The following is a 15,319-nucleotide window of genomic DNA, read 5'->3' as shown; positions in this document are numbered from 1 at the left end:
GAGGAAGCAACGGACATACTCAGAAGTGATGAGGCGGACGAGGAAGCAACGGACATACTCAGAAGTGATGAGGCGGACGAGGAAGCAACGGATGTACTTAGAAGCGATGACGCAGATGATTCCACAGCCGTTCTTCAGGGAGGACGCGCAGCGAGCTCGGTAAGAATGATAAAGAATGTAATTATAGTACATTCCGATGAAGAGATATAGGAGGAGAGGGACATGAAAAAGGTTATGCAGAATAAATCACTTTTGCATCGACTGATCGCGCTTACGATGGCGGTAGTTATGACACTCACTCTTGTGGCGATCGATTCACATTTTCATTTGTTTGCGGAGGAGGAAGATATACAGACCATAGATGTAACGGCCATTGTAAAGGGCGATAAGGCGGATATGGTGTATGGCTTCAAGGATTTTGACAAGGCAATAAAGTTCAAGATCAAGTCCGACAAAGTTGACGGAATCGACAGCAGCAAGTTAGGAGTGGCTGTTTACAAAGGAGCTACAGCGGACGATAAGATCGCTACAGCCACAGATGCAGCAGGAAAGCTTGTCACATTTGATAATGTGTATGAGCTGAAGAATGACACAGCGGTACAGAAGATAGCTATTTACTATTATACAGGTACTGATGAGAGCGGTGATTTCGAGCTGCTTGGAACCATAAAGGTTGCCGTGGATAAGCAGGCACCTACAATATCGGTTGAGGCTGATGATAACTACAACCTTCACAACAAGGTGAGCGATGGCTATTATCTCCTGAACCTCACAAGCAGTGATGCCGACAGAACATTTGTGATAGACGCCAAGGATACCACAGATGCAGCAGAGGGAAATGCCACAGGAATAGACTATGTGGAGTATTCATCAGACAATGGAAAGACCTGGAGCAAGACTGAGAGCACATCCCAGTTTGTTGCACCTGATAAGAGTGGAACATACAAGTTCAGAGCGGTCGATGTTGCAGGAAACAAGTCAGAGGAGACCAGTGTTATCGTCAAGAAGCTCAACGGAGCTCCTGTCATAACAAGTGTTACCCCTGAGATCATACAGAAGAACGGAGTGGATTACAGATTCCCTCAGCTCAAGGTAGATGATGCTTATAAGTTCACTGTACAGGTGAAGAAGGTTACAGTCGGCAGTGATAACACTGAGATAGATGACGTGAGCCTGTACTACGAGCTTACGGGTGCAGCTTCAGCAGTGGAGTGCACAGGCAAAAAGGCTGTGTCCGGCGGATATGAATATGAATTCGAGATAAGTGCACAGTGGTTCAAGAAGGACAATGCAGATAATGCAGATAATGCCAAGAAGCTTGTCATTTACGCCAAGGAGAACGAGTTTGGCAATAACTCAGTCGGCGCAGATGAGGATGGCGACATTGTATTTGTAAAGGAAGGAAAGCCTGAACTCACAGTTACAGGCGGTTCCACAAGCTATGTGAAATCCACAAAGCTGACAGTGAAGGCAACTGGAGAGTATTCTTACATAGACACCGTGTCATACAGCGTGGATGGCAAGAAGGAAACGATCCTTGAAAAAGGAAACAAGTTCACATACAGCAGCGATGTCCGTGTGAGCGGTGGAGATGTACAGGATTCAACAAAGTCAGACATATATCTGGCTGATGGAGAGCATACCATCACATTTGCGGCAAAGGACTTCGCCGGAATAGATGGCAGGATAGAGACTGTAGTCAAGGTGGATAATACAGCACCTGTTGTAAAGGTTACGGACAACGCCGGAACAGACAGGACAAACAATGATCAGCAGTACACAGTCACAGACGCAAAGGAAGCTGTTCTTAATATAAAGTACAGCGATGCCACATCAGGTGTTGCATCGGCGGTCGCTTCACTCAAGAAGGCAGATGCAAATGGATCATATACATCGGTCAAGAACTGGTATTCAACATCTACAGGTGACAATGGCCTGCAGAGCGGAAAAGAGATAAGCATAGATGGTTCAGGAAGTTATGTCCTGACAGTTGTGGTAACTGACGAGGCTGGAAATAAGACAGAGACGAACACATATGTGTATGTCAATGTGGATGGCCTTTCAGGAGAGAAGTTATCTGTGAACGGTACAGATGCTGACAACGGCGCTATATTCTGGAGAAATGATGATACTCTGACTGTAGAGGGTGCAGTATCAGGCTTCCAGCTTGCAGCAGATGACGCAAAGCTGGTGATCACCAGAACATCATTTGCAGGAAAGAATGATAAGGCAGTTGAGGTAAAGGGTACAGTTGCCGCTGCATATGACAAGAATACGGTCAACATATCCTACGAGCTTCCAGATGAGGGTGTGTACGAGATCTCACTCATGGCGAGAATACACGATCCGAACAATGCTGACACGAAGTTCAAAGAAGTACAGAGCATAAAGGTTTACTATGATAAGACTGCACCGGCAAATGTGAAGCTGGAGTGTGCAAACCAGAAATACAAATCAGGATCGACATTCTATTACAGATCAAAGAGTGACGTGAAGATCAAGGTCTCTGGTTCCGATAACAATGACAGCAATGGCAAAGTTACATATACAGTAGGCAGAAGCAGCGCAGCCGGATCACAGGACATTACAGGAAGCATTAATGTATCAGGAAATGATATAGAAAAGACACTGGATGCAAAGGCCCTTGGCATAACAGATGAAAATACAGAGTACACGATGACTGTTAAGCTGAAGGACAGAGCAGGAAACGAGAGCAAGGCCAGCCAGGAGATACACCTGATAGTTGATACCGTCAAGCCATCAGTGTCAATAGATGGAACTGCCGGCGGAAAGCTGATAAATTACTGGAATAACAGCAATGTGACCATAACAGCAAGGGGAACTGACAATTACTTCGTGGAGAAGTTCGTTGTGACAGGAACACGCGATGGCAGGAGCATAAGCAAGTATGAGCTGGATGCGGATTACACTGCAAATGCAGCAAAGTCCACAACATTCAAAGAGCCTGGACTTTATAATATCACGATCGTTGCTGTCGATGAGGTTGGCAATGAGTCGGGTAAGGCAACAACTTCATTTGTAATAGATAAGAAGAGCCCTGAGATATCAGTTGTGTCCGGTGGAAGCAGCAGATTCCTTAACAGGAGCAGAACTATTACATTTGGCATAGAAGATGATTATGGAATGGATGCACAGAATGCAACGCTTAAGGTACACTACAAGACCTACAGTGATTCGAACTGGTCAGAGACAACGGTTCCGTTCCAGACAGCAGATGGCAAGACCACTGCAGCATATAAGATGACAGCTAAGGGCGGCAAGGCAACTGTATATTATTTCACAGTTGAGGGAGCCGATAATTCCGGCAATGCACTGAAGCCGGCAGCAGACGAGGCGTTCAGTGTTCAGGAGGGCACAAGTGCTCTCAATACAAAGAATTATTACGTCGACACCACAGAGCCACTTGTGTATGTGGACGATGATCCTGAGTACAGACTGGATAATAACAATTACTTCAAGACTTCAATATCATTCAGAGTTGGTGTGGAGGAACAGTTCAAGTCGCTTCAGAACACTATTATCACAGAGAATGATGGAAATGCAGCAGTGGATGAGAATCCGCAATACTTCTATATAAAGAGTAACGGCGGAACATGGGGCAAGAAGTACACATATGATAAGGAAGGTGAGTATGATCTCACCATGACCGTTACCGACAAGTGTGGAAATGAAGGGACAACAGGAACCCATTTCTACATAGACAAGCACAAGCCTGAGATACAGCTTGGAAATGTCAACACTATAAACAACAGCGATGTGACAGTCCCTGTAACACTTACAGATAACATGAGAGGTGGAAAGTACACCATTCATGTAGTCAGAACAAATGAGGGTGGATCTGTTGTAGAGAACAGAGATATCAGAAAGAATGTTACCTGGGGAACAAAGGGCGATGGAGTCAGCACAGTCAGAGAGGTACTCAGTGGTGTGACATTTGACGCCCAGGGCGATTACACAGTCACCGTGTCCGCAGAGGATAAGGCGGGCAACAAGGCTGTGACCAGAACAGTGAAGTTCAGAATCGATAAGACTGCACCGGTTATATCGATTTCAGGAATGAACGACAGACAGACAACGGCGGTAAATGCAACCATCAGCATAGATGAGGCATTCTCATTTGCATATGAGAACAACAATCTTGCCGCAGATGCATTTAACGTGACAATAACCAGAAAGACGGACGGAACAGCGGCATCGAATATCGCTACGCTGGGAACAAGCAGCTTCTCAGGAAGCAATCCACATACCGCAACTTACAACTTTACAGAGGATGGCGAGTACACGATCACAGCAAATGCAAGAGATCTTGCAGGAAATGTGGCAGCCAGCCAGACCAAGACCTTCAAGGTTGACTCAAAGGCACCTGTTGTAAAGGTGAGCGCAGTGGATAAGGACAACAAGGAAGTAAAGAATTACGACCCAATAGGAAGTATGGATTCTTCCGCACCGAACTATGTTGATATGTCACTGAGCGTTCAGGAGTCATTCTTCTCGACAGATGATGTGAAGATAACCGTGAAGAAGGACAGCAAGGATGTGTCATCATCATACTTTACAAATTACAGCAATTCTTCAGAGCTCAGCACAGGAAGCCAGAGATTCTCTGAGGATGGTGTATACGAGGTGTCAATAACAGCGCAGGATGAACTGGGAAATAAGGCTGATGATTACAGCCTGGTATTCACAGTCGATAACACACCACCTGAGCTCAAGGCTACATCGACACTTGCCGGATTCATGAGCAAGAGCATTGCAAGCGATGACGGAACACTGCTTCTCAATGCATCAGATTTTGCTGATATACGAGACAAGGGCTACGAAGCACTGTGGGATGTAAGTGATACTTCAGACTTCTCGGTTGACGCCAAGATAGACGGAGTAAATCTTATCGATTTCTCAGATATGACAGACGGATATCACAAGATAACACTTACAGTAACTGACAAGGTTGGACACACGGCAACACAGGAATTTGATTATACGTATGATGGTACTGCACCACGAATCATCATAACAGGTGTTGAGGATGGAGAGACTCTCAGAGAGCCATTCAACATGACGATAGGTCTTGAGAATGAGGAAGACGAGATCACATCCATCGTTATAAATGGCAATACCATAGATCCTGCAAGCTATCAGGCAGATAACAAGTATGAGATGCAGGTAGACCAGTATGATACATACACGGTTGAGGTAACAGCCCAGGATAAGGCCGGTAATATAGCGACAACATATGACAGAGAGACCGGAGAGGTATTCACCTTCAAGCTCAGCGAAAAGATGTCACCGGTTGTGCTGATCATAATAATAATCGCAGCGATCCTGCTTCTTGCATTGCTTGCATTCATCATCATAGCTGGCAGAAGAAGAAAGAAAAACGCCGCTGTTTAATGTAGGAGAAAGTGCTATGTACAGGGCAGTTGTATTTGATATGGACGGCGTGTTGGTAGACACGGAGAAGATATACAGGAAGTGCTGGAAGGAAAACGGCATGAGCATAGGGATTCCTGAGGCACAGATGGAAAATGTATGTGACCGGGTGGCTGGAGGCAACAAGACCTCCAACGCCCGGGTATTTAAGGAAATAATGGGCGAAGATTTTGATTATCTTGCGTTCAGACAGAGAACAATGGATCTGTTCGATGAACATGTGGAAAAGTATGGAATAGACATAAAGCCACATGTCGAGGACACGCTGAGATTCTTAAAAGAACACGGCGTGAAGATGGCACTTGCAACCTCCACTGCGAGGACGAGTGCGCAGCAGAGACTTGATAGCGTTGGAATAGCCGGATACTTCGATGAAAAGGTATGCGGAGACGAGATCACCCACGGAAAGCCGGAGCCTGATATATATCTGAAGGCCTGCGGGAAGCTGGGCGTAAACCCAGACGAAGCGGTGGCCGTTGAGGACTCTGTGAATGGTATCATATCTGCCAGCCGGGCAGGGCTATGTACGGTCATGGTGGTGGATCTGATAAACCCAAATGATATCACGCGCGAGCGTGCATACAAAACCTTTTATGATATAGAAGATATATGCAGCCTGTTTGAGTAAACAGGCTGTATTTTTATTAATAAAATGAGGAGGAACATCATAATAATGTAAAGAGTAAAGAATATGGTGGTAGTATGTCTGCAAGTCAGAAATTTATGGGAGTTGTAAAGGGATTGATCCTGTCCTATCTGCTCACGATAATCATGCTGTTTATAACGGCGGTGGTCGTATACAAAGTGGGGATAAGCGATAAGGTGCTCGGTATACTGGTTGTTGTGATATACATAGTGGCCACATTTGCCGGGGGCTTTGTTACGGGCAGAAAAGTCAGGGAGAAGCGTTTCCTGTGGGGGATGGTGTATGGCCTGACTTACATATCGGTCGCATTGACCGTGTCGGTGCTGTTTACAGGTTCAGGCGACAGAGAGGGAATAGCAGTTATAACCAAGTGTATTATGTGCGTTGCAGGCGGGATGCTGGGGGCTATGCTCAGTTAAAAAAAACTTTTACTTTATATATCTTTGTGTTATAATCCCGATATATGACATAAAAAGAGAGGTGTATCCAGAATGAAGAGAATTAAAACACTCACAAACAGGACTATGAAGAATACAATGGTCAAGGGTGGATGTGGCGAGTGCCAGACATCATGCCAGTCAGCTTGTAAGACATCATGCACAGTTGGTAATCAGAGCTGTGAGAATGTTAACAACAAGTAATTTGTAACAGGTTTGTATTTGATCAGCTAAAGGGGACCGTCGTTTATGATGACAGTCCTCTTTAGTGCGTGTATAAGGGTGCCGTGTGTGGCGCCTTGAATTAGAATTTCACGGATAGATCCGATGAAATATATTGAAGGAGAATTATGGTTCATCAGTACAAGAACAATGGTTATAATATAGTGCTTGATGTCTGTAGTGGTTCTGTACATGTCGTAGACGATCTTGTCTATGATATTATTTCTTTATATGAGGAGAATGATAAAGAGCAGATTATAAAGGCACTGTCACAGTATGACAGCGCAGATGTTTCCGAGGCTTATGACGAGGTAGCCCAACTGGTAGAGGACGGAACATTATTTACAGATGACGTATACAAAGATTATATTATAGATTTCAAGAAGAGAAAGACAGTTGTCAAGGCGTTGTGTCTGCATATCGCCCATGACTGTAACCTTGCCTGCAGATACTGCTTTGCCGGTGAGGGAGAATATAAGGGAGACAGGGCGCTTATGTCACTTGAGGTGGCAAAGAAATCCCTGGATTTTCTGGTTGCGAATTCCGGTTTAAGAAGAAATCTCGAGGTGGATTTCTTCGGCGGTGAGCCGCTTATGAACTGGGATGTAGTCAGGAAGACCGTGGAATACGGAAGAAGCCTTGAGGAGAAGTATGACAAGAAGTTCAGATTCACACTTACTACCAACGGAGTGCTTCTGAATGACGAGATCATGGAATTTGCCAACAGAGAGATGGCGAACGTGGTGCTCAGCATAGATGGAAGGAAGGAAGTCCACGACTACATGAGACCTACCAGGAATGGCAAGGGAAGTTATGATGTCATACTATCCAAGTTCCAGGAATTTGCCAAGAAGAGAGCAGGCAAGAGCTACTACGTAAGAGGTACTTACACTCATAACAATCTTGATTTCTCACAGGACGTGCTTCATATGGCGGATCTGGGATTTGACCAGATATCCGTTGAGCCTGTTGTATCACTTCCGGACGAGCCATATGCTATAAAGGAAGAGGATATACCGGTACTGCTTGAGCAGTACGATATCCTGGCTAAGGAGATGATCAAGAGACATAAGGAGGGAAGAGGCTTCAATTTCTTCCACTTCATGATAGATCTTGAGGGTGGACCTTGCGTAGCCAAGAGACTTTCCGGTTGTGGTTCAGGTACAGAGTACATGGCGGTCACTCCTTGGGGAGACCTTTATCCTTGCCATCAGTTTGTTGGTGAGGACGATTTCTGTATAGGAAATGTATTTGATGGAATCAAGAATCAGGATATAGTCAATGAATTCAAGCTGTGCAATGTATATGCCAAGGATAAGTGTAAGGACTGCTTTGCAAGATTCTATTGCAGCGGTGGCTGTGCGGCCAACTCATACAAGTTCCACGGCAATATACTTGATGCATATGACATAGGTTGTGAGCTTCAGAAGAAGCGTATAGAATGTGCAATCATGCTGAAGGCGGCTATGGCCGATGAGGCAGAAGAGGAATAAAAAGGGTAAAAGGAGAAGACGATGAAGAAGACAAAGAGAAACGCTGTGCTCGTCATCATTGCCTTTCTGCTTATACTGGGTGTTGCTATATATACAGCAATATTCGGTGTTGCAGACAGAGGTAAAGTCGAGTACATCAAGCTTGGACTTGACCTTAAGGGTGGTCTGAGTGTAACTTACGAGATTCAGGAGGATGATTACAGCGACAAGGATCTCGAGGATACCAAGTATAAGATTGAGCAGCGTGTAGAGGCCTACACCAATGAGTACTCAGTCTATGAAGATGGAGACAAGAAGATCACAGCAGAGATCCCGGGTGTAACAAATGCAGATGAGATACTTAATGCTCTGAATATAGAGGGAAAGCTTGAGTTTCTTGATCCGGACAATTATACAAAGTGGTCACAGGGACAGGAGTATGAGGCTGCTCTTACAGGAGATGACATCAAGAATGCCACAGCCGGAATTGACTCAGATAACGGCAATGACAATGTGGTACAGCTTGCATTCACCGATGAGGGAGCTCAGAAGTTCGCTGATGTTACCGCGGCAAATGTTGGGAATATAGTATACATTATATATGACAACAAGGTCGTAAGTGCACCAACAGTACAGTCAGCCATAACAGGCGGAAGCGCAGAAATCAACAAGATCGGAAGCTACGAGGAGGCCGAGCAGCTTGCTACTACTATCCGTATCGGTGCACTTCCTCTTACACTTAAGCAGGTTCGTTCTAATATAGTAGGTGCTACACTTGGATCAGATGCCATCAGCACAAGCCTTAAGGCAGGTGCGATCGGTATTGCACTTGTATTTCTTATCATGATCATAGTATTCAGGATCCCAGGTCTTGTGGCATCATTTGCTCTGGCATTCTACACAATACTTGATCTGCTGGTACTCAATCTGTTCAACGTAACACTGACACTTCCTGGTATAGCTGGTGTTATCCTGTCAGTAGGTATGGCGGTCGATGCCAACGTAATCATATTCACGCGTATCAAAGAGGAGCTGGCGGATGGCAAGTCCGTAAAGCAGGCTGTAAAGGGTGGTTTCCACAATGCCCTGTCAGCCATCATAGATGGTAACGTTACAACACTTATAGCAGCTCTTGTACTTGGAATATTCGGAACAGGTACTATCAAGGGATTTGCGATCACACTGGCTATCGGTGTTGTTCTTTCAGTATTTACAGCTCTGGCAGTCAGCCAGTCACTGCTCACAGCGCTTGTAAATCTCGGCGTTACAGATGCCAAGTATTTCGGCGTTGCAAGAGAGCCAAAGAAGACAAACTTCGTGAAGGCAGGTAAGTTCTGTATGCTCGGATCACTCATTGTGATCATCGCATGCTTCTGTATGATGCCTGTTAATAATAAGTCAAAGGGTTCACCACTTAACTTCAGTGTTGAGTTTGCAGGCGGTACAAGCCTTACAGTAGGTTTTGACAAAGAGTACTCACTTAGCGAGGCTGAGAAAGATATAGTTCCTGTCATTGCAGAGGCTGCCGGTATCGGTGAGGCAGGAATATCAGTTCAGACAGTATCCGGAACAAATGAGATCGTGTTCAAGATGCCAGAACTTTCAGATGACGGAACAGATGATTCACAGATGTCCAAGGTGCGTAGCGCACTCACAGACAAGCTTGGCGCAGATGTCAAGGAGGCAAATGTAATAAGTGGATCGGTCAGCAGCGAGATGTCCAAGAACGCTATATTCTCAGTCATCCTTGCAGCTATTCTGATGCTTATATACATTGCTATCAGATTCCATGATGTGAAGTTTGGTGCAAGTGCAGTTATCGCACTTCTCCACGATGTTGCGATGGTATTCTGTCTGTATATTATACTGAGACTTACAGTTGGTAACACATGTATCGCATGTCTGCTTACCATAGTGGGTTACTCGATCAATGCGACGATCATCATATTCGACCGTGTAAGAGAGAATATAGGTGTTATGAAGCCTAAGAAGGCCACATACAAGGATATAGTCAACCTGAGTATCAACCAGACCTTCAGCAGAACAATATATACATCACTCACAACATTTGTGACAATATTCGTTCTGTATATCATGGGTGTAGCTTCTATCAAGGAGTTCGCTCTCACACTTATGGCTGGTGTAGTTATCGGTGCTTACTCTTCAGTATGTATCACAGGACCACTCTGGTACTACATGAAGACAAAGCTTGGTAAGACAGAAAAAGATGCTTAATAGAATAAAGTTATCGGACGGATGTCAGATGACAGATGATAACAGGCTTCCATGGCAGAGATGCTGTGGAAGCCTGTTGTATTATTGGGAGATGGAAGAGATATGAATTGTAAAGCAGTGGTGTTTGATATGGATGGAGTCATCCTCGATTCAGAACAATTGGTTGTCAAGAGCTGGCATAAGACAGCGGACAAATATGGCATAGAGGACATAGAGAGCTTCTGTATGGCTGCCCTTGGACTCAACCGTGAGGCGGCGAAGAAGCTGTTCGTGCAGATGTACAAAGGAAGATGTGATGAAGGACAGGATACATTGGATGAGGAGAGATATGAGAGCCTCAAGGTTGAGATGGCGGCGGAATTCCACCGGGCAGCGGCAGAGGGAGAGCTTGTGCTGAAGCCGGGAGTTACGGACATGCTGAAGATGCTCAGGGATAATGGCATACCATGTGCCCTTGCCACATCCACCAGAAAAGAGGTAGTCACCATGGAGCTCATCAACCTCGGGGTGATAGATTACTTCGATAAGCTTGTATGTGGAGACATGGTAGATCGGAGCAAACCCGCACCGGATATATTCCTGAAGGCCTGTGAAGAGCTTGGAGTTGAGTCGGAGAGTGCATGGGCGGTGGAGGACTCATACAACGGAGTCAGAGCAGCATATGCGGCAGGGATGAAGATTGCCATGATCCCGGACCTCGTGCAGCCGGATGATGAGATGAGGGATAAGGCAGATTTTATATTTAAGAATATGAATGAGTTTCAAGAGTATATTCTTGAGTCCATCAGAGCATGACAGATGGATCCGACGAATAAAAAAAGAACTCCTGATGCAGAGAGAGCAAAATCTCTGTAACAGGAGTTCTTTTAGTTAGTTTTTAGGGGTTTAAGGGGACTGGTGAGGTCCCATATATAATATGTAAGTCCCGGCAAAGGACTGACATATTTTGATCTAATGGGTCAGTTAGATCAATGACTCGTAGAGCTTGGTGATATCCTCCACGCTAGTCTCCTTTGGATTGCCCGGACGACATGCGTCATCGTAGGCTGACTGTGCCAGGAATGGAATATCCTCTGGCTTTACAATGTCTTTAAGGTTTGTAGGGATTCCCACATCGATGGACAACTGGCGTACTGCGTCGACAGCAGCCTTTCTGTATTCTTCCTGGGTCATGTCATCCACGCCCTTGACGCCCATGGCTCTTGCTATCTCGCGGTACTTCTCGCCGGTAGCCTCTGCGTTGTACTCCATGACAGTTGGGAGAATGATGGCATTTGCAACACCGTGAGGTGTGTCATACAGAGCTCCCAGTGGATGAGCCATGGAATGAACGATTCCAAGACCTACATTTGAGAAGCCCATGCCTGCAACATACTGGCCAAGAGCCATATCTGCACGGCCCTCAGGCGTATTGGCAACAGCCCCTCTGAGTGAACGGCTGATGATCTCGATTGCCTTGAGGTGGAACATGTCTGACAGCTCCCATGCGGCTGCGGTGATGTAACCCTCGATTGCGTGTGTCAGTGCATCCATACCTGTTGCTGCGGTGAGTCCCTTTGGCATGGAGCTCATCATCTCAGGATCGACAAATGCCACAACAGGAATGTCCTTAGGATCAACACATACCATCTTGCGGTTCTTCTCAACATCTGTGATGACGTAGTTGATAGTTACCTCTGCTGCGGTTCCGGCTGTAGTTGGAACTGCAAATATAGGAACTGATTTATTCTTTGTAGGTGCAACACCCTCCAGACTTCTGATGTCTGCAAAATCAGGGTTGGCAATAACTATGCCGATACCCTTGGCAGTGTCCATGGATGATCCGCCGCCTATGGCGATGATGTAATCTGCCTCAGCAGCCTTAAATGCGGCCACACCCTGCTGCACGTTCTCTATAGTAGGGTTTGGCTTGATGTTGGAATAGATCTCGTATGCAAGTCCTGCACCGTCCAGAACATCGGTGACCTTCTTGGTCACACCGAACTTGATCAGATCAGGATCTGAGCACACAAGAGCCTTGGCGAAGCCTCTGCCGACTGCCTCTGTGGCGATCTCAGCGATGGCACCCGCTCCGTGGTAAGAGGTTTCATTGAGTACGAATCTGTTTGCCATAAAAATATCTCCTCCTTTGCACTGCGCATTTGTGATAGAACTTTCAGATACTGCCATCAAAATGCACAAAAGATATATTCAAAATGTATATTTATTATAACATTTATACAATAAAAAGCAAATAGACATAACAGGTGAAATGTCAACATTTACAGGCAAAATGGCGGCATTTACACTGGTAATACCATAATGCGTCTGCTAAAATATGTGGATGGATACAGCAGGGATGCGGATATGTTCCTGCGATAAAATGATACGGAGAACAGAAGATGACATTGACACCGGAGCAGAAGGATATAATAGATAAATATGTGAAGAAGCCAGAGTGGAGAGTGGCGGGCAAAAGAGCGGACTTTAATGCCATAGGCGAGAGGTTCGGTGTGAGTCCTGTTGTGGCGAGGGTTATCACGAACAGAGGAGTCACCGGGGAGAAAGCCATAGCTATGTACCTTGATGGCGGCTGGGATTCCATGCACGATCCGGCACTGATGAAGGATATGGTGGAAGCCGGTGAGATAATAAAGGAAAAGCTCAGCGATAACAGGAGAATAAGGATAATCTCGGACTACGACGTGGACGGGGTTACCTCCAATTATATATTGCTTCTCGGTCTTCGGAGAACATGGGCGGCGCTGCACGGAAGCTGCGCTGATGATTGCATCGTGGTGGATTACGACATTCCACATCGAGTGCATGATGGATACGGAATAAATAAAAGACTTTTAGATGCCGCCATATCGGATGGTGTTGATACTATCATAACCTGCGACAATGGAATAGCGGCGATAGAACAGGTGAGATATGCGAAGGAGCGTGGGCTTACGGTCATCGTCACGGATCACCATCAGATCCCATTTGAGGAGAGTGATGGCGGCGAGCGGGTATATATGCTGCCCCAGGCGGATGCGGTCATAGACAATCAGAGGCAGGACTGTGAATATCCATTCAAGGGGCTGTGCGGGGCCGGCGTTGCGTTCAAGCTCATCCAGTACATGTACAGGATATGCGGGATAGCCGAGAGCGAGGTAAATGAATTCATGGAGATCCTGGGGCTGGCTACCAACTGTGACATGATGGATCTGGTGGATGAGAACAGACTCTATGTAAAATATGCCCTTGAAAGTCTGAAGGACAGCCGCAATCCGGGTCTGAATGCCCTCATGATGCTCAGCGGCAGAAATGAGAAGAAGATATCAACGTATGATCTGGGATTTCTGATAGGGCCGTGCATCAATGCGGCGGGAAGACTGGGGGATGCGAAACAGAGCCTTGAGTTCTTGCTTGAGAGAGATCCAAATGTCGCCGAGGCAAAGGCTAGGGAACTGCTGGCTGTCAACAATGAGAGAAAGAGCATGACGGAGGCCGGAGCCCGGCATATCACAGATATGCTTGAGACAGCCACTGTGAACGGAGAGTTCGGACAGGCGGCTACCCTTGCGGACAAGGTACTTGTGGTGTATATACCGGCTGTACATGAGAGTGTTGTGGGAATAATCGCCAGCAGGCTCAAGGAGGCATACACAAGACCTGTGATGGTGTTCACGGACGCAGAGACGCCGGGGATACTGAAAGGATCGGGAAGATCCATAGACAGCTACAACATGTTCGAGGAGCTGAACCGGTTCCGGGAGATGTTCACTGCATTTGGCGGACATGCCATGGCGGCGGGCTTTTCCATAGAGAAGGAGAGGCTTGACGAGCTGAGGCGGAAGCTCAATGAAGCGGCGGTGCTGACGGATGAAGATATAACACCTAAGCTGATGATAGATGTGGCCATGCCGCTGGCGTACAACAGCATAGAGCTGACGGAACAGATCGAGAGGCTTGAGCCATACGGAAAGGGCAACAGGAAACCGCTGTTTGCACAGGCGGCAGTACCGGTGCGAAGGGCGCAGATACTTGGAAGAAACAAAAATCTTCTGAAGCTCCAGCTTGATACTGGGTACGGAAGGTGCGTGGATGCCATAGATTTTGATCAGGATACATTTGTGAATAACATAAAACAGTGGTTTGGAGAGGATGAATGTGTTAAAATGTTAAATGGTCAGCCGAACGCCGTAGTGATAGATGTAGCATACTATCCGACCATCAATGAATATATGGGAAGACGTTCACTCCAGATGAAGATGGAGGCCTATAACAAGGGAATATAAGCTGACTTTGATGAGAATATTATTAAGTACATTTGTAATATATATCATACAGGAGGACGTAAGATGAGTGAGGTAGAAAAGTATATCAAGAGTATTCCTGATTTTCCACAGCCGGGAATCATATTCAGGGATGTGACAAGTGTAACTGAGGATCCTGAGGGCATGAAGCTGGCCATCGATGAGATGGATAAGCTGCTGGAGGGAGTAGATTACGATGTCATCGCCGGAGCAGAGTCCAGAGGATTTATATTTGGAGCACCGCTGGCCTACAAGAACGGCAAAGGACTTGTTCTCGTGAGAAAGAAGGGCAAGCTTCCAAGAGAGACCGTGGAGATGTCTTACGATCTTGAGTATGGACAGGCTACTATAGAGATACATAAGGATTCCATCAAGCCGGGTGAGAAGGTTGTGCTGGTGGATGATCTTATTGCAACAGGTGGAACCATAGAGGCTGCGGCTAAGCTTATAGAGAGCCTTGGCGGAATCGTGGTCAAGATGGTATTCCTCATAGAGCTGACAGACTTGAAGGGAAGAGAGAGACTTTCCAAATATGACGTGGCTTCAGTAGTACAGTTTGAGGGCGAATGATCA

General features: G+C 46.1%; 10 protein-coding genes and 1 pseudogene. 10 read left to right on the top strand and 1 reads right to left on the bottom strand.

Features of this window, described 5'->3' with window-relative positions:
* The 8 genes and pseudogenes from DW025_RS15130 to DW025_RS07045 all read left to right on the top strand — a co-directional run.
* Nucleotides 1-210 (top strand): annotated as a pseudogene (locus tag DW025_RS15130) (hypothetical protein); the annotation flags it as partial.
* A gap of 12 nt (nucleotides 211-222) precedes the next feature.
* On the top strand, nucleotides 223-5,412 hold the full coding sequence (locus DW025_RS07075) for an Ig-like domain-containing protein (protein ID WP_119999343.1): 5,190 nt from the start codon (nucleotides 223-225) through the stop codon (nucleotides 5,410-5,412).
* 16 nt (nucleotides 5,413-5,428) lie between these two features.
* Nucleotides 5,429-6,079 carry an HAD family hydrolase gene (locus DW025_RS07070; protein WP_119999341.1) on the top strand — a complete coding sequence of 217 codons (651 nt, stop codon included), beginning with the start codon at nucleotides 5,429-5,431 and terminating at the stop codon, nucleotides 6,077-6,079.
* Between the two features lie 74 nt (nucleotides 6,080-6,153).
* Nucleotides 6,154-6,516 carry a TIGR04086 family membrane protein gene (locus DW025_RS07065; protein WP_015534335.1) on the top strand — a complete coding sequence of 121 codons (363 nt, stop codon included), beginning with the start codon at nucleotides 6,154-6,156 and terminating at the stop codon, nucleotides 6,514-6,516.
* Between the two features lie 72 nt (nucleotides 6,517-6,588).
* Entirely contained in the window at nucleotides 6,589-6,738 is a 150-nt protein-coding gene (gene scfA / locus DW025_RS07060) for a six-cysteine ranthipeptide SCIFF (RefSeq protein WP_015534334.1), read from the top strand.
* Nucleotides 6,739-6,884: 146 nt separating this feature from the next.
* Nucleotides 6,885-8,249, top strand: a complete 1,365-nt coding sequence (scfB, locus tag DW025_RS07055) for a thioether cross-link-forming SCIFF peptide maturase (protein ID WP_055146142.1) — start codon at nucleotides 6,885-6,887, stop codon at nucleotides 8,247-8,249.
* A gap of 21 nt (nucleotides 8,250-8,270) precedes the next feature.
* Nucleotides 8,271-10,463, top strand: coding sequence for a protein translocase subunit SecDF (locus DW025_RS07050; protein ID WP_015534332.1), 2,193 nt, complete (start codon nucleotides 8,271-8,273; stop codon nucleotides 10,461-10,463).
* 102 nt (nucleotides 10,464-10,565) lie between these two features.
* A complete protein-coding gene (locus tag DW025_RS07045) occupies nucleotides 10,566-11,258 on the top strand; it encodes an HAD family hydrolase (RefSeq protein ID WP_243104927.1) in 693 nt (230 codons plus the stop codon).
* Nucleotides 11,259-11,426: 168 nt separating this feature from the next.
* Here the strand turns inward: DW025_RS07045 and fucO are convergent, their stop codons facing one another.
* The gene (gene fucO, locus DW025_RS07040; protein ID WP_119999338.1) at nucleotides 11,427-12,575 is read right to left on the bottom strand and encodes a lactaldehyde reductase; all 1,149 of its coding nucleotides are present in this window, start codon (nucleotides 12,573-12,575) and stop codon (nucleotides 11,427-11,429) included.
* A gap of 269 nt (nucleotides 12,576-12,844) precedes the next feature.
* Between fucO and recJ the strand changes: the two genes are divergently transcribed.
* The gene (gene recJ, locus DW025_RS07035; RefSeq protein WP_119999336.1) at nucleotides 12,845-14,728 is read left to right on the top strand and encodes a single-stranded-DNA-specific exonuclease RecJ; all 1,884 of its coding nucleotides are present in this window, start codon (nucleotides 12,845-12,847) and stop codon (nucleotides 14,726-14,728) included.
* A gap of 63 nt (nucleotides 14,729-14,791) precedes the next feature.
* Entirely contained in the window at nucleotides 14,792-15,316 is a 525-nt protein-coding gene (locus DW025_RS07030; RefSeq protein WP_015534328.1) for an adenine phosphoribosyltransferase, read from the top strand.
* Nucleotides 15,317-15,319 lie beyond the last annotated feature (3 nt).

This window comes from Coprococcus sp. AF38-1, from assembly GCF_003603945.1.
Classification (GTDB): Bacteria; Bacillota; Clostridia; order Lachnospirales; family Lachnospiraceae; genus Coprococcus; species Coprococcus aceti.
The sequence above is the reverse complement of the archived record's forward strand: the minus strand, read 5'-3'. Positions and strand labels throughout refer to the sequence as shown.